The 19,551-nt window shown below is 51.2% G+C and carries 18 protein-coding genes; 11 read left to right on the top strand and 7 right to left on the bottom strand.

The genetic code is table 11. From position 1 onward, the window contains the following. The first annotated feature begins 135 nt into the window (after window positions 1–135). On the top strand, window positions 136–822 hold the full coding sequence (locus ACWAU0_RS02300; RefSeq protein ID WP_458138192.1) for a DUF5677 domain-containing protein: 687 nt from the start codon (window positions 136–138) through the stop codon (window positions 820–822). Between the two features lie 172 nt (window positions 823–994). After that, on the top strand, window positions 995–1,504 hold the full coding sequence (locus ACWAU0_RS02295; RefSeq protein ID WP_205453473.1) for a GNAT family N-acetyltransferase: 510 nt from the start codon (window positions 995–997) through the stop codon (window positions 1,502–1,504). 306 nt (window positions 1,505–1,810) lie between these two features. On the opposite strand, the gene ACWAU0_RS02290 is transcribed toward ACWAU0_RS02295, so the two are convergent. The 4 genes from ACWAU0_RS02290 to ACWAU0_RS02275 form a co-directional block, all read right to left on the bottom strand. Further along, window positions 1,811–2,299, bottom strand: coding sequence for a peroxiredoxin (locus tag ACWAU0_RS02290; protein WP_458138191.1), 489 nt, complete (start codon window positions 2,297–2,299; stop codon window positions 1,811–1,813). Between the two features lie 232 nt (window positions 2,300–2,531). Then, the gene (locus ACWAU0_RS02285; RefSeq protein WP_458138190.1) at window positions 2,532–3,962 is read right to left on the bottom strand and encodes a TolC family protein; all 1,431 of its coding nucleotides are present in this window, start codon (window positions 3,960–3,962) and stop codon (window positions 2,532–2,534) included. Then, window positions 3,952–7,125, bottom strand: a complete 3,174-nt coding sequence (locus ACWAU0_RS02280) for an efflux RND transporter permease subunit (RefSeq protein ID WP_458138189.1) — start codon at window positions 7,123–7,125, stop codon at window positions 3,952–3,954. The genes ACWAU0_RS02285 and ACWAU0_RS02280 overlap by 11 nt, the downstream gene beginning before the upstream one ends. 21 nt (window positions 7,126–7,146) lie before the next feature. Further along, the gene (locus ACWAU0_RS02275; RefSeq protein WP_523070756.1) at window positions 7,147–8,124 is read right to left on the bottom strand and encodes an efflux RND transporter periplasmic adaptor subunit; all 978 of its coding nucleotides are present in this window, start codon (window positions 8,122–8,124) and stop codon (window positions 7,147–7,149) included. Window positions 8,125–8,686: 562 nt separating this feature from the next. Here ACWAU0_RS02275 and ACWAU0_RS02270 point away from each other — a divergent pair. The 6 genes from ACWAU0_RS02270 (at window position 8,687) to ACWAU0_RS02245 (ending at window position 12,904) form a co-directional block, all read left to right on the top strand. Continuing rightward, window positions 8,687–9,361: a response regulator gene (locus ACWAU0_RS02270; RefSeq protein WP_458138187.1), complete on the top strand. Its 675-nt coding sequence runs from the start codon at window positions 8,687–8,689 to the stop codon at window positions 9,359–9,361. Continuing rightward, window positions 9,354–10,751 (top strand): sensor histidine kinase, encoded by a 1,398-nt coding sequence (locus ACWAU0_RS02265; RefSeq protein ID WP_458138186.1) that lies wholly within the window; start codon window positions 9,354–9,356, stop codon window positions 10,749–10,751. Before ACWAU0_RS02270 ends, ACWAU0_RS02265 begins: the two co-directional genes overlap by 8 nt. A 99-nt stretch (window positions 10,752–10,850) precedes the next feature. After that, on the top strand, window positions 10,851–11,477 hold the full coding sequence (gene can / locus ACWAU0_RS02260) for a carbonate dehydratase (protein WP_458138185.1): 627 nt from the start codon (window positions 10,851–10,853) through the stop codon (window positions 11,475–11,477). 169 nt (window positions 11,478–11,646) lie between these two features. Beyond that, window positions 11,647–11,958 carry a hypothetical protein gene (locus ACWAU0_RS02255; protein WP_458138184.1) on the top strand — a complete coding sequence of 104 codons (312 nt, stop codon included), beginning with the start codon at window positions 11,647–11,649 and terminating at the stop codon, window positions 11,956–11,958. Window positions 11,959–12,074: 116 nt separating this feature from the next. Next, window positions 12,075–12,431, top strand: a complete 357-nt coding sequence (locus ACWAU0_RS02250; RefSeq protein WP_458138183.1) for a hypothetical protein — start codon at window positions 12,075–12,077, stop codon at window positions 12,429–12,431. 47 nt (window positions 12,432–12,478) lie between these two features. Beyond that, the gene (locus ACWAU0_RS02245) at window positions 12,479–12,904 is read left to right on the top strand and encodes a hypothetical protein (protein ID WP_458138182.1); all 426 of its coding nucleotides are present in this window, start codon (window positions 12,479–12,481) and stop codon (window positions 12,902–12,904) included. A 76-nt stretch (window positions 12,905–12,980) separates the two neighbouring features. Here ACWAU0_RS02245 and rpiA read toward each other — a convergent pair whose 3' ends face one another. The 3 genes from rpiA to ACWAU0_RS02230 all read right to left on the bottom strand — a co-directional run bounded on the left by rpiA (window position 12,981) and on the right by ACWAU0_RS02230 (window position 17,016). After that, window positions 12,981–13,658 carry a ribose-5-phosphate isomerase RpiA gene (gene rpiA / locus ACWAU0_RS02240; RefSeq protein ID WP_458138181.1) on the bottom strand — a complete coding sequence of 226 codons (678 nt, stop codon included), beginning with the start codon at window positions 13,656–13,658 and terminating at the stop codon, window positions 12,981–12,983. 92 nt (window positions 13,659–13,750) lie between these two features. Next, window positions 13,751–14,779: a UDP-3-O-(3-hydroxymyristoyl)glucosamine N-acyltransferase gene (gene lpxD / locus ACWAU0_RS02235; RefSeq protein ID WP_033157076.1), complete on the bottom strand. Its 1,029-nt coding sequence runs from the start codon at window positions 14,777–14,779 to the stop codon at window positions 13,751–13,753. Between the two features lie 8 nt (window positions 14,780–14,787). After that, window positions 14,788–17,016: a spermidine synthase gene (locus tag ACWAU0_RS02230; protein WP_458138180.1), complete on the bottom strand. Its 2,229-nt coding sequence runs from the start codon at window positions 17,014–17,016 to the stop codon at window positions 14,788–14,790. Between the two features lie 343 nt (window positions 17,017–17,359). Here ACWAU0_RS02230 and ACWAU0_RS02225 point away from each other — a divergent pair, with 343 nt between their 5' ends. The 3 genes from ACWAU0_RS02225 to ACWAU0_RS02215 all read left to right on the top strand — a co-directional run bounded on the left by ACWAU0_RS02225 (window position 17,360) and on the right by ACWAU0_RS02215 (window position 19,458). Next, window positions 17,360–17,932 (top strand): hypothetical protein, encoded by a 573-nt coding sequence (locus tag ACWAU0_RS02225; protein WP_458138179.1) that lies wholly within the window; start codon window positions 17,360–17,362, stop codon window positions 17,930–17,932. 55 nt (window positions 17,933–17,987) lie between these two features. Continuing rightward, window positions 17,988–19,085, top strand: a complete 1,098-nt coding sequence (locus ACWAU0_RS02220; protein WP_458138028.1) for an IS5 family transposase — start codon at window positions 17,988–17,990, stop codon at window positions 19,083–19,085. Window positions 19,086–19,269: 184 nt separating this feature from the next. Continuing rightward, a complete protein-coding gene (locus ACWAU0_RS02215; protein WP_458138178.1) occupies window positions 19,270–19,458 on the top strand; it encodes a hypothetical protein in 189 nt (62 codons plus the stop codon). Window positions 19,459–19,551 lie beyond the last annotated feature (93 nt).

Below are 19,551 nucleotides of genomic sequence, written 5' to 3'. Positions count from 1 at the left end.
CACTTGTAATGTTAAATTTCCACTCACACTAAAAATCAATCATTTGAGCGCAAACAGTAAGAGTTATGCGTTAAATGCGCCCGTTTATTTGACAACTGATGTCATAGCTTACGTTAGTGATCACGTTCATACATCATGACAACTGCCACAACAGCACTGGACGAATTGGTTAGCTTCTTGAATGAGCAGGTTGCGCGACTCATTGCTGCATCTGAAATTGATGCTGTGGGGCAATTGGACCTGAGGGATGAAATTGCCCGCCAGCAACTAAGCCGCACAGCAGAACTAGTGCGCGGAGCTGCTGCATTGGGTGCTAACCATAATGCTGCTTGCTTAGGCATTATGGGGCGCTATCTACTTGAGCAACTGATCACAGTCCTCTGGGCTATCCGTTCGATTGAAAATGCTCAAGAACATCAGAGCTCGGCAACTGCAGAACTCGCCAAAGCGCTCAAGATCAACTTGAAGGCCGGAACGGCAAAAATCAAGAACAGGCATACAGGAGAAGAAGCTACCGCAGAGTTTCTAGAAACCGAGCAAATGAAAAACATTCCCAAACGGAGGAGCTTAGAAGAGTTAGCCAGGGAAGCTGAGGTTTCGGATTTGTACACGGTCTTCTATCGGTTCATGTCACTAGAGACGCATGGCCATCATGACGTGTCTACGGAAGTCTCAGATCCAATCTCTCTATGCGAAATGCATCTCCAAAGCATTGGTGCTATCAGCCGAGCAATTGGGCAGGCCTGCGTTTGGTGGCTTTTGCATCGGAGCGGGCCAGACAATGAATCCATACGTGATGTTTTGGGGCTCAATAGCAAGTAGCCTCGATGGAATCGAGGTTTCGAAGGCAAATATCCTGCAATTGTCAATATATGTTTGGTGGTCGGTAAGCCTACGCCCTCGATTCCGCTGACGCTGCATCGAGGCTACAATGTCTCATCGTTACGAAAAGCTAATCTGACAAACAACAAAAACCTTATCCGTGATTCCGCCCATGTCGATACGTCTTGCTATTCCGGCCGATGCAAAAGCCATTGGTCAAATTCGCGTGGCGGCTTGGCGCTCTGCTTACCAGCCGTTCATGCCATCGGAGTTCTTGGCGTCATTAGATCCTTCCGCAAACCTGGACGCACTAACAGAACGGTTAACTAATCCAACCAGAGAGTTCATGGTGTTTGTTGCGGAGGACGAAGGCAATACGGTTGGCTTTTCAATTATCGGCGCACCTCGTTATCCGACACAGGAACTGACTGTTGAACTTTGGGCGCTCAATGTGTCGCCTGCCCATTGGCGCCAAGGATTAGGGAGAAAACTCATTGATCGTTCAGTGGCGGAATCATTCAATTTAGGTTTTGCCGGCATCGAGCTGTGGTGCATCAAAGGCAATTCCCCAGCCGAAGCTGCGTATGCGGGTTGTGGTTTTACACTCACCGATAAAGAGCGCACCTCGTCGGCATTGACGGGACATCCATTGCACGAAGTTCTTTACTCAAAGATACTCTAAGATCACTTCGAAATGGATGTGACAGTAAAGTAACCGTCCAGGCTGCTATCTAAAACAAGTAGCCTCAATGAAATCCAGGTTTCGAAGGTTATTTCCTCCCAATTGCGAACAAGAGTTTGGCGGTCGGTAAGCCGACGCCCTCTTTCAGGGCTGTGGATGTGTTGAACAGCGTGCAGCGCATCGTTCGTGATTGCTCAGGGTTGGAAATTCGGTATGAGCTAAGCGATATTTCTGGTCGTCTTGGCTGGTAGGATTCATTCCGGTAGGTCGGGATAGGCATAAGCCGCAACCCGACCTAGTCATCTTTTATGCCTCAGCCGGCGCGTTCAGTCCTTTGATAATATCCAACACCGCCTGCGCATGTCCTTCATGGTTAACACCATACATGGCTTCGATCAGTTTGCCGTCTTTGCCGATGATGAAGGTCGAGCGGACGATTTTCCATTTTTTCACGCCGTCTTTTTCCACTTCCTGCCAAACGCCGTAAGCTTCGCAGAGGTCGCCGGAGGTGTCGGCCAGCAATTGTACGTTTAGGCCGTATTTGGCGATGAAGTCGCGGTGGCTTTGGCAATCGTCTTTGCTGACGCCGATGATCACGGTGTCCTGGGCGTCGAATTCGCCGGCTAGCGCGGTAAAGTCGTTGGCTTCAATGGTGCAGCCGGGGGTGTCGTCTTTGGGATAGAAGTACAACACCACATTTTTTTCATCTTTGTAATCGGAAAGATAAATCAATTTATTGTCTTGATTGGCGGATCTAAAAAAAGGCGCTTCCTGGTTTTTTTGTAATTGTGACATGCGATTCTCCTCTTGTTTTTGGCCGGATAAGTTCCAGCACGCGGGCTGTTGGCATCGATTTAAAGCGGCGCCAGGTTTTTACGACCGGCGTCGTTGAAACCGAAAGGCTCTGCCGTAAAAGGCTGCTCTCGGCGATTATGAACCAGGTTTCCGGCGGCATCTACCACAAATATGGTGAGATTAAGGTTGACTGCAGTGCCGGGGTAACTTGAGTCTATCTCAACAAAATGCATTATGACTGCCAACCGCCGCCCAGCGCTTTGTAAAGTTCTACCATGGCGCTAATCTGCTTTTGCTTGGTTTCGATCAGTTCTTTTTTGGCTTCCAAGGCGTCGCGTTGCGTCAGCAATACTTCCAGATAATCGGCGCGGGCCGAGATGAACAACTGGTTGGCAACGTCGATTGATTTCACCAAAGAATCGACTTGCTGGCGTTTGAGCTGGTAGTTTTTGTCCAGGTTATCGATGTTGGACAGTTGATTGGCGACTTCAGCATAGGCATTAATGATACTTTGCTCGTATTCATAGGCCGCCTGCACCTGCTTGGCGTTGGCGTTTTTATATTCGGCGGTAATCGCGTTTTTGTTGACCAGCGGTGCCACCAGTTCGCCGGCGACCATCGCCGCCAATGATTCCGGCGTGTTGATCAGATATTTCAAGGCAAAGGCTTGAAAGCCGACGCCGGCCTTGATGCCGAACGACGGGTAGAAATTAGCCCTGGCAACGTCGATATTCAGGTCGGCAGCCTTCAATTCCAGTTCGGCTTTGCGGATGTCCGGCCGGTTTTGCAACAGCTCCGACGGCAAGCCGGCGCTCAACGCCTTGGGCTTGATGCTCATGAAACCGGCCGACGAACGTTCGATAGGCTGCGGGGTTCGCCCCAGCAAGGTGTTGATACGGTTTTCTACAACGGTAATCTGCTGCTCGATTTCATATTGTCGGGCCTGGTTTTTCGCCACCTCGGCTTCGTAACGCTTCACTGCCAACGTATTGGTGCGCGCATAAATCTGCAATTGCCTGACTACCAGCAAGCCGTTTTGCTGAATCGCAATGTTTTGCCGCAAATTTTCCAACTGGTTATCCAGGGCCAGCAGTTCGTAATAGGCATGCGCCACTTCCGCTACCAGATGAGTCAACAGGAAATTACGGCCTTCACCCGAAGCCATATATTCGTAGACCGCTACCTGGGTGGCGTTCCTGAGCTTCTTCCAGACGTCGATTTCCCAAGTCGAGAACAAACCGAATTGGTAGTCGCCGAGGAAAGCCGGGAAGGTCTGGCCTTCGGCAATCTCCAAATTTTCTTCGAATGCGCCGTTGCGGGTGTACTTTGCGGTTTTCTCGCCGCTTGCCGCCGCGCCAAGTTTGACGAAGGGCAAATATTCCCCTTTGCGGGACTGGATTTCGTTTTCGGCGATGCTGATGCGTTGCAGCGCGATGTTGATTTCCTTGTTATTGGCAACGGCGGTATCGATCAAACTTAGCAGATGCGGATCGTCGAAAAATTCTTGCCATTTCACCGAAGCAGAACTGGCCTGCTCAATGACTCCAGGCTTGAATTGGTCGGGTAGTTGCGTATCCGCTGTCCTGGTAGTCATCTCCGGAATGCCGCAGGCTTGCAACAGCAAGCCGGCTGCCACCGCTGCGGCTAAACATTTAATACTCATCGTCGTCTCCATAGTGATAACGCTCGGTCAACGGTTCGACGTCTTCGTTTTTGACCAATGATTTTCCTTCGATTAAGTTGGCAAACAAGTAATAAAGCCCAGGGATCAGCACCACGCCGAACACGGTACCGAACAACATGCCGCCCAGGGCCGAGCTGCCGATGGTACGGTTACCGACCGCGCCGGCGCCGGTAGCCACCACTAGCGGGATCAAGCCGGCGATGAAGGCGAACGAGGTCATCAAAATCGGCCGGAACCGCGCCCTCGCGCCCTCGATGGCCGCGTCTCTGACCGACATGCCCTGGCCGTGCTTTTGCACCGCGAATTCGACGATCAATACCGCGTTTTTACCCAGCAAGCCGATCAACATCACTAAGCCGACTTGGGCATAAATGTCGTTGGCTAGCCCCAACGCTTTCAACAGAAAGAACGAACCAAAGATGCCGGCCGGCAACGAACACAACACCGCCAGCGGCAACACGAAGCTTTCGTACTGCGCCGCCAATACCAGATAAACGAACATCAATACCACGCCAAAGATGATCAACGCTTCGTTGCCGCGCGCCGCTTCGTCAAACGACAGGCCTTCCCAGGCAATGTCATAACCGCGCGGCAAGGTTTTGGCCGCCACGTCCCGCACCGCGTCAATCGCCTCACCGGTGGTGTAACCAGCTACCGGTTCAGCACGAATCGCTGCCGAGTTGTACAGGTTATAGCGGGTAATCTCGTTCGGCCCCTGGCGCTGTTTGATGGTCATGAACGACGAATATGGGACCATTTCACCGGCATCGTTTTTGACAAAAAACTTCAAAATGTCAGACGGAAACCGGCGAAACTCCGGTGAGGCTTGGGCATACACCTTGAAGAAGTTGTTGAAGCGGATAAAACCCTGCTCGTAAGTACTGCCGATCATGATGTCCAGGTTTTCCATCGCCTTGTCGATAGACACGCCTTTCTGCATCGCCAGTTGGTTATCGATGATCAGTTCGTACTGTGGATAATTGGCGGCGTAAAACGTGAACAGGCCGGTCAATTCTTTGCGCTTGCCCAGCGCGGCCATAAAGTCCTGGTTAATCTTGTCGAACTTTTGGTAGTCCACATCTTCGGACTTATCCAACAGGCGCAAGGCCAGACCGGACGCCGCGCCGTAACCCGGCACCGGCGGCGGCTCGAAAAACTCGATCAAGGCACCAAAATCCTTGGTTTTTTCCTCCAGTTCTCGAATCACGTCGTGCACCGACATTTTACGTTGCGACCAATCCTTGAGATTGATGATGCAGGTGCCGGCATTGGAACCGCGGCCTTCGGTCAATACTTCGTAGCCGGCCAGCGACGATACCGATTGCACACCGTCTATCGTCGTTGCCACGCTTTGCAGCTGGCGCGCAACCTGGTTGGTCACTTCTAGCGTTGAACCGGGTGGGGTCTGGATAATGGCGTAAATCATGCCTTGGTCCTCACCGGGAATGAAACCGGCCGGCAAGGTTTGATTGACGAGAAAAATGCCGAACGAGAATCCACCCAAAGCCAGCAAAGTGACAATGCGCCGAGCCACCACGACGTTCAGCACTTTAACGTAGCGGCCGGTGACTTTTTCGAACAGATAGTTAAAACCGTCGATGAAAAGGCCAATCGGGGTTCTGCGCTTCGGCTGGCCGTGGGTGTTTTTCAAAATCATCGCGCACAAAACTGGCGCCAACGATAAGGCGACAATCGCGGAAATCACGATGGACGATGCCATCGCAATCGAAAACTGCCGGTAAAAAACGCCAACCGGGCCCGGCATGAAGGCAATCGGCACGAATACTGAGGTCATCACCAAGGTGATCGCGATAATCGCGCCGCCGATTTCGCCTAACACCTTTTGCGAGGCGACGTAAGGTGTGACGTGTTCCGCTTCCATCTTGGCATGCACCGCTTCCACGACCACGATGGCGTCATCGACGACGATACCTATCGCCAGGACCAAGGCAAACAGCGTGATCAGGTTAATCGACAAGCCAAAAGCCGACATCACCGCGAACGAGCCGATCAACGATACCGGTACCGCCAAAATCGGAATCAAAGTCGAACGCCAGTCGCCGAGGAAGATGAACACCACCAAGGCCACCAGCACGAATGCCTCGCCCAAGGTATGCAGGACTTTCTCTATCGAGGCATCGAGAAAGCGGGACACATCGTAGTCGATTTCGTAATCCATGCCTTCTGGAAACGAGGCTTTCAATTCCTCCATTTTGGCTTTGACGTCCTCAATCACCTGGCTGGCGTTGCTACCGTAGTTTTGCTTGAGCACAATCGCCGCCGACGGGAAAGAGTCCTTGTTGGAATAAATATCGTAGAACTCGCTGCTCAGATCGACTTTGGCAATGTCTTTTAAATGCAGGATTTCGCCTTCCGAATTGGCGCGTATGATGATGTCCTCGTACTGCTCTGGTTTGTTGTAACGCCCCTGGTAAACCAGCACATACTCCTTGGATTGCGCGGCGATACCGGTACTTTGCCCAATCCGGCCCGGCCGGCCGATGATGCTTTGCTTGCTGATCGCGTCCATCACCTCGTCAATCGAAACCTTGTAAGCTCGCATCCGGTCCGGATTCAGCCAAATCCGCATCGCGTATTGCCGGCTGCCGAGGATTTTGGCCTGGGCGATGCCGAACACGCGCTGAATTTCCGGAATGACGTTGACGTTGGCGTAATTGAATAGAAATTTTTCGTCAGCGTTTTTGTCCTTGCTGTACAAATTGACGTACATCAACATGCTGGGTTGCACCCGCTCGACAACGACGCCTTCCAGTTGCACCAGCTTCGGCAACCGGCTCATCACCTGATCCAGGCGAGTCTTGACGTTGACCATCGCCAGGTTGGGATCGACACCCAGGCCAAAAATGACTTGAATCGTCGCTTCGCCGGCGCTAGTCGCGTCCGAGACAATGTACTTCATACCCGGCACGCCGTTGATCGCCCGCTCAATGGTGATCAGCGACGATTGGACTAACACGTCAGCGCTGGCGCCGGGAAACGCCAACGAGACAATGACTCGCGGGGGTGCAATATCCGGGAATTGCGAAATGGGTAAGGATTTGATCGATAGTGTACCCATGAATAGAAACAACAGCGATAACACGATCGCCATCACCGGGCGTTTGATAAAGATATTAAACATGGTTAATTCCTGACTGGCTAATTACTCGGTATATAATTCCAATTCGGAACGGATTTTTTCCGGCGGGATTAAGTTAATCTCCACTTTTTCACCGGCATGGATCTTTCGTAAACCATCTAATAACACCTTGTCGTCGTCTTTCAAACCCTCTTTTATAATAAATAGATGTGGCAATTCGGCTTCGATTTTTACTAACCGTTGCTCCAGTTTTCCCTCTGAGTTAACGACATAAACATAGGTTTTATCGAGAATATAGAAGGTGGCTTTTTGCGGAATCAATAACGCATTTTTATAAGGCTTTGTCATTAATATGGTGCCCGTTTCCCCGTGTCTGAGCAGTTTGTCAGGATTGGCAAACGTGGCCCGAAATTCTATATTGCCGGCGGTGTTGTCAAAATCAGCTTCTATGGTTTCTATAATACCGGTCTGATTGTAAACTTGGCCGTTAGCGAGTTTTAGTTGCACCTTGGTTCTGGCTTCTTCGTTTTTGTGCAATTTATAATCCAGATATTCCGCTTCCGGCACATTAAAGTACACCCACAATTTACTGATGTCGGATAAGGTGGTTAATAAGGCGCCATCTTCCAACAAACTGCCGGTACGCACATCCAGATGGTCCATGATGCCTTCGAATGGCGCATTAATATTGGTAAAACCCAAATGGGTTTCCGCCAGCTTCACTTCCGCGTTAGCCTTGTCCAGCTTGGCTTTAGCCAAGGCTAGCTCATTGGGCGAGACGATTTTTTGATCGGCCAAGCCCTTGGTGTTTAGGTATTCGATATTCATCGAATTGGCTTCGGCCTGGGCTTTTAATAATTCGGCCTGGTAAATATTGGGCATGATTTTGAACATCGGTTGGCCTTGATGCACCAATTGCCCTTCATCGACAAATATATTCTGCACATAGCCCCGTTCCAATGCGCGAATTTCAATATGTCGAAATGCGTGAATCTGGGCGACATACTCCTTGGTTACCGCAGCATCTTCGCGTAGCGGCATGGTTGCTTCCAGTTTGGGTACTTCCTCTCGATGCTCAGTATCGGAGTGATTGCATCCGCTTATTAAAGCGCCTAATAAACCTATAAATATAGTTGCTTTATATTTCATTTTAAACTGCCTAATTTACAATATATATAAAATATCTATTATTAATCTTTAATTTAATAGAGCGAATTAAGTCTGCGACTGAAATAGACGTAAAGTATGCTTTTGAAATAAACTGTATTTCAGCAAATTTGATGCCAATATTTTTTTGCGATATTGAACAGTGAATAAATTCCATAAACGAATAGGGGATTTACCTTTAGTCTTAGATATTGCGTGGGTTAGAGGCGCAAATACTCCGATTTAAGGGCATTTGATTTTCGACAAGCTTTAAGTTCCGAGATTGGTTGTCTGGTTCAAATCCACCGGCCAAAGGTTTGCAGTCCGGCAGGTTGGGGGTTTCGTGATAAGGTTTTCAAACATGACTGTGTTCTTGGACACCATGGAGCGACGCCTGGCGCGCGGCTCACCCTGTTGATACCCACAGTCATTAACCTTTCAAGATAGGAAACAAAGCATGCGAATTTTATTGGTGGAGGATGACGCCGCATTGGGGGACGGCTTGTCGCGTACCCTGAGCGATTGGGGCTTCGACACTACGCTGGCCAAGACCGGGAGTTACGCCGGTAGCGCGCTGATGACGCAACCCTACGATCTGGTGATTATGGATTTGGGCCTGCCCGACATCGACGGCCGTGAGGTGTTACGGCAGTTGCGGGCCCGGAAGTCGGCCATTCCGGTGTTGATATTGACCGCCCGCGATGCGTTGAATGATAGGGTTAGCGGTCTGGAGCTCGGCGCGGACGATTACATGACCAAACCCTTTGAACTACGGGAATTGGAAGCCCGGGTTAGGGCGTTGTTGCGCCGCAGTCACGGCGGCTTTAATCATGACATTCGTTTCGGGGCATTGACTTTGGATACCCGCAATCAGCAGATCAGCGCCAACGACATGCCGATGGCGCTGCCGCCACGGGAATACGGCGTGTTGGAAGCCTTGTTGTTAAACAGCGGCCGGGTGGTCAGCAAGGATAATATTGCGCAACGGCTGGCAGCCCATGCCGAGGAATTGGCCGACAATGCCATCGAAGTTTATGTGCATAGGCTGCGCAAGCGCTTGGAGCCCCTGGGGATCAACATTAGAACCCTACGCGGGCTGGGTTATCTTTTGGAGAAAAGTCAGGATGAATAAACCGCAAAGCCTTCGGGCCCAGCTGCTTTCCAAGCTGACTTTGCCCCTGCTTTTCGTGGTATTGCTGGATGCCGCCGCCTCTTATTTCGTGGCGATGCACTATACCGATCTGGCGTACGACCGCTGGTTGCTGGATTCGGTGAAGTCGTTGACGCAAGAGGTGCATGCCCAACAAAACCACGTCACTTTCGAATTACCGCCCATCGCTGTCGAAGTATTTCGTTGGGACGACGTCGATAAAACCTTTTTTAAAGTGGAGTCACAAGCCGAGGGCTTCATGGCCGGCGACGCCGATTTGCCTAGTCCGGCGATAGCGACGCTGGCGAGTAACGAGCCTTTTTTTTCGAACGGCGAGATAGCCGGCCACGAAGTGCGGATTGTTTCGGTGCTGACCACGCCGACGCCAAGCTCGGAGCACGTGTTGGTGTCGGTGGCGGAAACCCTGAACAAGCGTCGCAGCATGATGACCGAGATTTTACTGGCCGTGGTGCCGCCACAATTTTTGCTGCTGTTCATCGTCGGTTTTCATGTCTGGACCGGCGTTAATCGTGGGCTCAGGCCGTTGAACGATCTTGCGGCGCACCTTGCGCAACGCTCGGCGCGAGATTTTAATCCTATCCTAGATGCCGACGTGCCTTTGGAAGTGCGTTCACTGACGCATACGATTAACGATCTGTTGCAACGGCTGGGTTCGACATTAGTCACCCAGCAGCGCTTCATCGAAAATGCCGCGCATCAACTGCGCACGCCGCTGGCTGGTCTGAAACTACAGGCTGAACGCGCGCGGAGCGCCGACAATCCGGAGGCGATGAAAGCGGCACTGGGCCATATCAAGAATGCTGCTGATCGGGTTGCTCACCTCAGTACGCAATTGCTGGTTCTCGCCCGTTCGGAATCGGTGTCGCAAAGCGCTCCGGAATTCAAACCGGTCGATTTGGTCAAGCTGGCACGGGAATCGTGCATGGATTGGGTGACTAGGGCTTTGGATCGGAATATTGAACTGGGATTCGACGCGCCGGATGCCGCCGTGATGGTCGCCGGCGACGCGGTCTTGTTACGCGAATTGCTCAGCAATCTGTTGGACAATGCGATTTGCTACGGCAACAGCGGCGGGTATATCAATGTTGGCGTTCGGGCCTTGCCGCATGCGGCGCTGATTGTCGAGGACGACGGTCCCGGCATTTCGATTATCGAGCAGGAGAAGATTTTCGAACGCTTTTATCGAATCCAGGGCAGCCAAGGGGAGGGTTGCGGTTTGGGTCTGGCCATCGTCAAAGAAATTGCCGATTTGCATGCGGCACGGGTCACGGTAGTCAGTGGCGGCCAGGGTAGGCAGGGTACTCGCTTCGAGATTGTTTTTAATGCTGACGAAAGTGTATTAAATAGTTAGCAGATGCTTTTGGGATAGCCAGCCGTTCTTTGAAAGGTTGATGAAAGGTTAAGCCGTTAATTTAGCCTCACCATCAACTCAGTAAGGAATGTGCGTGCCATGCCCAACAAACTGCTTTTAGAAAACAGAGCCTGGTCTCAACAACTGGTAAACAGAAATCCGGACTATTTCCTCAATTTGGCCAAGGAGCAACGTCCCGAGTTTTTATGGATAGGTTGTGCCGATAGCCGGGTGCCGGCGGAGACCGTGGTCAACGCTCAGCCGGGGGAAATTTTTGTGCATCGCAACATCGCTAACCAAGTCGTTACCACCGACTTTAATTGCCTCAGTGTGTTGCAGTACGCGATTGAAGTGCTGAAAGTCAAACACGTGATTGTCTGCGGCCATTACGGTTGCGGCGGCGTTAAAGCGGCATTGCAAGCGCAAAATGTCGATTTGGCGATCACCAATAAGTGGCTGATGCATATCAAGGATGTCTATCGTCTGCATATGGACGAGTTGGATCATATCAATCCGGAGAAGCAGCTCGACCGGATGGTTGAGTTGAACATTATCGAACAGGTGTATCGCCTGGCGCATACCTCCATCATCCAATCGGCCTGGAAACAGGGCCATAAACCAACCGTGCGCGGCTGGGTGTATGGGCTTGACGATGGCTTGATTGAAGAGCTGATCAAGCTTGACCATAACACCCCGATCAACTCCATTTACCGTTACGCGGCTTGATTACGGCTGCTTTTTAAACAAAAAACCAGCGTTTGCAATGGCTAACTGATAGGAAGAAAGGCAATGGTGTTGCTATTAAGATAGCGATTCGCTATCTTAATGACGTGTGAAGGGGCATTTTCAAAAATCAAAACTGGGTCAGGCCAGATAACAACAGGAGCCGCAATTCATGTTTATTCCATTAGCTTCGGGAAAAAGCGCTGCACGGATAAGTGCCGCGTATTTAATCAGCGTTAGTTTGCTGATGTCCGCTTGTGCAACTAGGGAAGATGCCGAGTATCCCCATGCTGTTGGTGTGAAGACTGTCTTATCCACTGTGGCGTCATCCACAACGGCCGCTGACAGCACATCTTCGACGCCGCAAGTTAACGCACTTGCCGCAACGCTTACTCCGCATTCCGACGATATGCTGCAATCCTTTGGGCGAGCGTCGATGAAGATGGATCAATTGCATCCGCAAAAGGGCGAATGGAGTTTCTAACTTTTTTACTCCCTCGTACCTTTGCCGAATCAGGGAGTTGGTGAAGAGTGATTGTAAAAACAGCACATTGCATTAGAAAACATTGTGATCACAAATAATAAGAAAGGAGACCATCAATGAAAACTAAACACTTAGCATCGCTACTGATTGCCGTCGGATTGCTGTCTGCTTGTGCGACAGAGTCTGGCCCCAAGCCGCAAAGTTGGGCAAAAGCGGTACAGACCGCTGATACCCGAGATGCACATATACGTCTTGCAGATCATTACGAAGATGTGGCTAAAACGCTGGATGCGGACGCCCAGGAAGAGCGAGAAATGCTGGATCAATATATAGCCAAACCCTGGAAGTATGGAAAACGCATTCAGGATTTGAAGGCGCGCGCTGACGCGATGGTCAGAGATTTGGAGATGGCAGCTAAAGAAAGCAGGCAAATGGCGGAATACCACAGGCAGATGGCCGCGGAAGAACGCTAACCAGCCTGTTTTCACGTGTCTTCGAATCTAAATCCTGGAGAATTGAGATGATTAAAGAGCATCTTGACTTGGTTATCGTCGGGCTGATCGCGCTATCAATCGCCATGTATGACATGGTGATTGATTTGTTTCTGAATGTGCTGCATCTGTGTTTCGAGCTACTGCATTTTCTGTACGAATGGTTCGAGCTAGGTATAGAGCACACGGTTGAACACCTATTTCATACCTCCCGGCACGGTAGCCAGATCGTCACGTTCTATATTCTGTTATTGATCGCCAGTTTGTTGTTGTACGGCTTATGGCGGCTTATGCCGCGCCTGTGCCGGAAGTGTGTAGAGTGTTTGCGGTTGACTTGGGAGCGCCGAAAAACCGAATGCCACTATTACTGGTTGTCGCTGCCTTTGCTGAATAAAGTGAAGCTGATTTCCACGGCAACCGGGGTTTTTAGTTTGACGTTTTATTTCGTAACGTGAGGGTAAACCGCCGAATGGGTGATAACTTACCTATTCGGCGGGATTGCTTGGGGAGGCAGTTGTCAGCTCGCTGGCACTAAGCCCACTGCTCTTCAACCAGGCCGTCTTGACCGCAGAATACTGCGCGGGTCAGGCCGCAGAAAATGCCGTGTTCGACAATGCCCGGAATGGCATTCAGCTGCTCGTTCAGGGTTTTGCCGTCCGGATTGGATTCGAACGCCACGTCCAATACCAGACTGCCGTGTGAGGTAACCACCAATCCGTCTTGATTGGCAGTTTGCCGCAACGAGCCTTGGCCGCCAATCGCCGCAACACTGCGTTGCACCAGTCGCCAGGCAAATGGGCTGACTTCTATCGGAATAGGGAATTTCTCGCCGATGCGTTTGACTTTTTTGCTGGCATCAATCAACACCAGAAACTGATCCGCAGCCTTGGCCAACAATTTTTCTCGCACCAGGTCGTAACCGCGGCCTTTCAGCAAAGTCAGGTCGGGGCTTACCTCGTCCGCGCCATCGACATATAAATCCAAGCCGTCGATATGTTCCATGCCGAGTAAGGACAAGCCCAGTTGTTTGGCTTTATTGGCGCTAACCACTGAACTGGAAACCACCTTGAACTGCAGGCCTTCCTCATTTTGCCGACGCGCCAGCGCTTCGATGAAAAAATTGGCGGTGGAACCGGTGCCCAGTCCCACTATCATGCCCGGTTTGACATGTTGTACCGCGTGTTCCGCGACCCGCTGTTTGTCGTTCATGATTCTGTCCTGTTGAGTGGTATAGAAATGTGCCAAGTTGTAGGGGCGAATTGATGCGCTTTGGGCGATTTAAAGCGCCCCTACAAACCTGCTTACTCTTCCAGTTTGAGCACCCGCGCTTCCAGCGCCTTAAATTTTTGCAGCAACTCCGGCAATTTGGCCAAAGCGGCCAATTCTTTCCAGGCCACTTTGCGATCCTTGGCCGGGCTGCCGAACACTTGCGCGCCGGGATCGATGTCGCCGGAGATGCCGCTGCGGGCCATCACTACCGCCCGCGCACCGATTTTGACGTGGTCTGCCACACCGGTGCTGCCGGCTAAAATCGCGCCGTCTTCGATGGTGCAAGAGCCGGAGATGCCGGACTGGCCGCAGATAATCACATTGCGGCCGACGATATTGTTGTGACCGAGCTGTACCAGGTTGTCGATCTTGCTGCCCCAGCCGATTTTAGTGGCACCCAGCGCACCGCGGTCGATACAGGTGTTGGCGCCGATTTCGACGTTGTCGGCAATTTCCACATGACCGACGTGCGGTACTTTCACGTGCTGGTTGTCTCGGAATTTATAGCCAAAGCCATCGGCACCGATTACCGCGCCGGCGTGAATGATCACGTTGTTACCGATGATGCTGTGGTCATAGATGACAGCATTGGGGTGGATATGGCAGTGCTTGCCTATCATCACATGATTGCCGATGCGGGCGCCGGCTTCGATAGTGCTGCTGTCGCCGATGCTGCTTTGTTGGCCCACGGTAGCGAACGGCCCGACATGTACGTCAAAACCCAAAGTCGATGTTTCAGCCAACACCGCATGCTCGGACACTTGGCGTTTAAACACCGGTTCCGGGTGCAGCAGTTTTACCGCATTTAAAAAGCTGATTTCCGGGTCTTTGCAGACCAACAAGGTCAGATTTTCCGGAATCTCGCCATCTAGCAATTGTTCGGCGATAAAGCAGGCCGAGGCCTTGGAGTCTTTCAAATATTTTTTGTATTTACCGTCGCTAAGCACGGTGACTTGATGCGGGGTGGCTGACATGATGTCGGCCGCAGAATTAATAAAAGTGGTCGAGTCGCCGCCCTGGGCGGTGGCGCCGCAACGTTGGGCAAGATCCGTAATGAGCATGTCCTATCCTATTTCCAAATGCCAATAATATGAGTGAAGTCGTCGGTCCAAGGCTGCAGACCGAACGTCAGCGGCAGTTTCTGCCAATGCCCGAGCCGGCTTTGCTGCAAGCGTTGCAGGCGCTCGGGCTGTTTCGCGATCACTACCCAGTCGGTAGCGATGACCAGAGGGACATCGGTTTCCGGTTTAAATTCCTGCAACAAGGCCGCCAAATGCAATTGGTTGACATGATCGGCCATGACTTTTTTCAAGGCCAGATGGCGGTTGGTGATATGAAAGGCCAGCAAACCGTTGTCCTTCAGCTTGCTGAAGTATAGCTGCAAAGCCTCGCGCGTCAGCAGATGCGTGGGTACGGCATCCGAGCTGAAGGCGTCCATGATCAATAAATCGAAGCTGCCGTCGGCTTCCTTCAGTAGCGATTGCCGGGCATCGCCGACGATCATTTCCGCCTGCTTGTTGCAGCGGCTTAGGTAGGTAAACCAGGCCGGGTTTTGCGCGACTTCCACCACCAGTGGATCGATTTCATAGAATTTCCACAATTGGCCTTCCTTGGTATAACAGGCTAGGGCGCCTGCCCCCAAGCCCACCGCGCCGATATGCCAATGCTGATTTTCGCCGTCAAATTCCGCAAACAATTGGCCGATGGGGCCGGGGCGGCTGTAATAGGTTAATGGTGTGGTGACGTTGGCTGCGGTCAGGCGTTGCGCGCCGTGTTTGGTGGTGCCGTGGTACAACTCGCGGACTGTTTCCGGCCGCTGGTTTTCGTCGGGGATAATGGTGTCGCGCACCGACATCACCCCGAAAAAGCTGCGTTCCTGATAAATAGTGTTAGAGGCCATGCTGTGCAAGCCCAGCGTGAACAACAAAATCACCCCGGTCAACGCGCCCAAACCGATAGGGCTATGCCTTAGCGAATAACTCAGGCCGGCCAACAAAATCAGCGCGCCGCCGATCAAGTCCAGATAATCGAACAACTGTTGGGTAGTGAAATAAACCGTCAGGCCGGTGATTAAAACCAACACCGGGAAAATCGGCTGCAAAAACCAACGGCCATTGAAAAAACCGGGGCGCAACAGCAAGGCGGCGACGATCATGATCGGATATTCGTACACCGCATTAAAGATGAACGGTGCGACGAAGGTATTGAACAAACCGCCCAACATGCCGGCAAACGACATTACTAAGTAAAAGCGGGTCAGATATTGCGGGTGCGGGCGGCTTTTGGCGAGTTCACCATGGCAAACCATGACCGCCAGGAAGAAGGCCAGCAAGTGCAGAATCAAATCCAGCCAATAGGGCAGGGTAGCCGGATTGATGAAGGAATAAGCGATGAATACCGTCAATACCGCCGGCTGCGCGGCCAACATCCACGGCCGGATGCGGTCGGCCCAGGTGCTGAACACCAGGATAAAGGTCAACAAATACAGGGTCAGCGGCACGATCCACAGCAAGGGTACGGCGGCGATGTCGGTGCTGATGAACTGCGTCAAGCCCAGCAACAAGCTGGAGGGTACGAAAGCCAGCCCCAGCCAGCGTAATTGTTGCAATGTCGAAGGCAGTTCTATGCCGGCATCCATCAACACATTGTCGTCTTCTTTATCGGTTTGGCTGCGCCAGAAGCTGACCGCGCAGACTAAAATTAAAGCGCACAAGCCAATATAGCCGCCGCTCCAAATTAGTCTTTGGTTCGCCAAGCCCAGATTCGGTTCGATCAGAAAGGGATAGCTTAATAAAGCCAACAGGCTGCCGGCGTTGCTGGCGGCATATAAATAGTAAGGATCGTCGCTACTATGATGACCGCTGTGCGAAAACCATTTTTGCAGCAGTGGCGCGGTAGTGGAGACCACGAAGAACGGTAGGCCGATCGCCAGAAATAGCGTCCAGACCAGCCATAAAGTCGGATCGCCGTCGGTGGGCGGTGCGGCATTTTCAGGCAGCGCCACCGGCAGCGCAATCGCGCTGAAAACCAGCAACGCGGTATGAATCTGAATTTGTCGTTGGCTGCCCAGCCGCGAACTCAGCCAATGCGCATACAAATAACCCAGAAACAGCAGCGTTTGGTAAAACACCATGCAGGTATTCCACACCGCCGGCGTGCCGCCCAACAATGGCAGCAACAGCTTGCCGAACATCGGTTGCAGCACGAACATCAGCGTGGCGCTGATGAACAGGGTGGCGGCGAATAAAATAACGGGAGAAATCAAAGATTTGGCGGTGGGTTGCGGAGTGTTATTCATTGTAATTATGCGAGTTCCGTACGTGTCCTGGCCCAATGATAAAGCATTTGGCTTTTAAAGTGGTTTTGGATGAGGGTGCGGGATGGCGGTATTGAGGCGTCGGAAGAGAAGGTTTGTCAGAGAGAATAAGCCTTCGGCTGCGGTTACTGTTAAATCTAGCAGGGATGTCTATGCTTCTATCGCAGTGTTTTAGATGTGACGTGGTTATTGATCCTGGCGTTGCTGATTGACTGTCGTTGTTTGCCTATTCGTTCGGTCAAAATTGTCATATAGCATTCGAAACTGGGACGTAGCCAATTACTTAAAAATATTTATTGAAATTTATGGAAGACTGGAAATGACCTTGGAATTTAAACTTCAGGCCTGGGCAATTATTCTTAATAGCTTAAAAACGGCTTGGAGAATTAAGAAAATATTCTTCAATGTAATATCACTGCCGGCTTTAATTTTATTAGTTTATTGTGCGCTGGTCTTTAACTACGCTAAAAACATTGGAATCCCGTTAATGTTGGTACTTATGGGAATATTAGGCATAGGTTTGTCCTGGCTTGCAGTGGTATGTCACCGTCTTATTCTTGTCAGCGATTTTACAGCTTATAACAGTTTTGACTTCAGAATGGGGGTGCGGGCTGCTAAATTTTTAGTGATGATTTTTCAAGTAGTTATAGTCGTGTGGCTTGTTGAAGGAGTAGTTTTTATGAGTATGTTGTTTATGTTTAACAAGTATTTGCCTTTCAATGGACTAGAGGATATAAACTATTGGATTAAATCATTCTCCCAATTTATAGGGGGATATGCACTAGCTAGGCTCAGTTTGGTGTTTCCCGCTACTGCTATCGACAAAAAAGTAAGTTTAAAGTGGTCTTGGGTTGTTACTAGCAGGCTGGTGAAAAACTCGAAAAGCCAAGTAAGCTAAGGCATAGATGAGCGGCTAACTGTTAAAATAGGCTACCTAAATTTGGAGCCTTTCAATGCGCGGACACGATGCCATTCAAAACAGCTGGTTCAGCTATGTTGGCCTGGAAGACCGTATTCCCAAACAGCATCCGTTGCGTCGTTTACGGCTACTGGTTGATGGCGTATTGGCCTCGATGGATGCCGTCTTTGCCGAGCGTTACTCGCACACAGGCCGTCCCTCGATTGCCCCTGAAAAACTGCTGCGCGCCTTGCTGTTACAAGTCCTGTATACGGTCCGTAGCGAGCGTCAGTTGATGGAACAACTGGACTACAACCTGTTGTTTCGCTGGTTTGTCGGTCTGGGCATCGACGACGCCGTGTGGGAACGCACAGTGTTCAGTGCCAACCGCGAACGCCTGCTGTCCGAAGCCCTGAGTCGCGAATTTTTTGAGCGGGTACTGGCCATAGCCGAATGGCAAAATCTGGTGTCCGACGAACACTTCAGTGTCGACGGTAGCCTCATTGAAGCCTGGGCCTCGCACAAAAGCTTCGTCAAAAAAGATGGTAGTGGTCCCGATAAACCCGCCGGCCGCAATCCCGAGATCGACTTCAGTGGCGAAAAGCGCAGCAACGCCACCCATCAAAGTACAACCGATCCCGAAGCCCGGCTTTACAAGAAAGGCGAATACACCGAGGCCAAACTGCGTTACATCACCCATGCCTTGTCCGAGAATCGCAACGGCCTGATTGTCGATGTCGAAACCACTCAAGCCACCGGCACCGCCGAAATCGAAGCCGCGCAAAAAATGATCAAACGCCGCGTGCCCCAAGGTGGCAGCGTCGGTGCCGACAAAGGCTATGACCAAGCGGCGTTCGTCAACGGACTCGAGTCCCGTGATATCAAAGCCCATGTGGCCCGCAAAAAGATTGGCAGTGCCGTCGACGGCCGCACCGCGCGCGGCAAAGGTTACGCCCAAAGTCTCAAGCGCCGCAAAATCGTCGAAGAAGCCTTTGGCTGGGTCAAAACGGTCGGCGGCCTGCGCAAAACCCGTCACATCGGCTTAGCCAAAGTCGCGGGTCAGGCCTTGTTTTGCTTTGCCGCCTACAACCTGACGCGCATGCTCAACCTATTGGTGTTCACGCCGAAACCGGCGTGGAGTGCACCCGCCTAGGGTGAAGTTCGCCTGAAAACCGTCCACAGACGGCTTCAGGCGAATAAAAAGCCCTTGAAACCGGGGCAAAACGCTTGAAACTCGATGTCATGACCGATTTCAACTCGAAAAAATCACGAACATCGTGGGTAAGGGGAAATATCGGCGGGTTTTTCACCAGCCTGCTAGAGGTAATGGTTTGAACATGTTTGCCATCGTCGGTTTGTTTCCGGCGTTTTTTGATTTTATTATTACGTCGCTCTGGCGTGAAAATGCTACCGACGTTGAAAACGTGTTGTTATCAATAATATCTTTTTTTGTTATCGCCATTGAGGTTTTCGCTCTTTCACTTACTTATAGGGAGTTTGAGCGTTTTTATAGTGATAGCCAGTAGGATATGCAAGGTGCAGCGTCTTGAACGTGATTGGTAGGTAGTAAACTCGCCATACCCAACGTAAGATTTGGGTGTAGATTATTCTTCGAGGTG

This window comes from Methylomonas sp. Uni0009, assembly GCF_054188105.3.
Note: the sequence above shows the minus strand (reverse complement) of the source record. Positions and strands in the feature narration are given on the sequence as shown.

Coding starts and splice junctions, on each gene's coding strand:
- ACWAU0_RS02300 (WP_458138192.1), top strand. CDS start 136: ATGACAACTGCCACAACAGCACTGGACGAATTGGTTAGCTTCTTGAAT.
- ACWAU0_RS02295 (WP_205453473.1), top strand. CDS start 995: ATGTCGATACGTCTTGCTATTCCGGCCGATGCAAAAGCCATTGGTCAA.
- ACWAU0_RS02290 (WP_458138191.1), bottom strand. CDS start 2,299: ATGTCACAATTACAAAAAAACCAGGAAGCGCCTTTTTTTAGATCCGCC.
- ACWAU0_RS02285 (WP_458138190.1), bottom strand. CDS start 3,962: ATGAGTATTAAATGTTTAGCCGCAGCGGTGGCAGCCGGCTTGCTGTTG.
- ACWAU0_RS02280 (WP_458138189.1), bottom strand. CDS start 7,125: ATGTTTAATATCTTTATCAAACGCCCGGTGATGGCGATCGTGTTATCG.
- ACWAU0_RS02275 (WP_523070756.1), bottom strand. CDS start 8,124: ATGCCGCTACGCGAAGATGCTGCGGTAACCAAGGAGTATGTCGCCCAG.
- ACWAU0_RS02270 (WP_458138187.1), top strand. CDS start 8,687: ATGCGAATTTTATTGGTGGAGGATGACGCCGCATTGGGGGACGGCTTG.
- ACWAU0_RS02265 (WP_458138186.1), top strand. CDS start 9,354: ATGAATAAACCGCAAAGCCTTCGGGCCCAGCTGCTTTCCAAGCTGACT.
- can (WP_458138185.1), top strand. CDS start 10,851: ATGCCCAACAAACTGCTTTTAGAAAACAGAGCCTGGTCTCAACAACTG.
- ACWAU0_RS02255 (WP_458138184.1), top strand. CDS start 11,647: ATGTTTATTCCATTAGCTTCGGGAAAAAGCGCTGCACGGATAAGTGCC.
- ACWAU0_RS02250 (WP_458138183.1), top strand. CDS start 12,075: ATGAAAACTAAACACTTAGCATCGCTACTGATTGCCGTCGGATTGCTG.
- ACWAU0_RS02245 (WP_458138182.1), top strand. CDS start 12,479: ATGATTAAAGAGCATCTTGACTTGGTTATCGTCGGGCTGATCGCGCTA.
- rpiA (WP_458138181.1), bottom strand. CDS start 13,658: ATGAACGACAAACAGCGGGTCGCGGAACACGCGGTACAACATGTCAAA.
- lpxD (WP_033157076.1), bottom strand. CDS start 14,779: ATGCTCATTACGGATCTTGCCCAACGTTGCGGCGCCACCGCCCAGGGC.
- ACWAU0_RS02230 (WP_458138180.1), bottom strand. CDS start 17,016: ATGAATAACACTCCGCAACCCACCGCCAAATCTTTGATTTCTCCCGTT.
- ACWAU0_RS02220 (WP_458138028.1), top strand. CDS start 17,988: ATGCGCGGACACGATGCCATTCAAAACAGCTGGTTCAGCTATGTTGGC.
- ACWAU0_RS02215 (WP_458138178.1), top strand. CDS start 19,270: ATGTTTGCCATCGTCGGTTTGTTTCCGGCGTTTTTTGATTTTATTATT.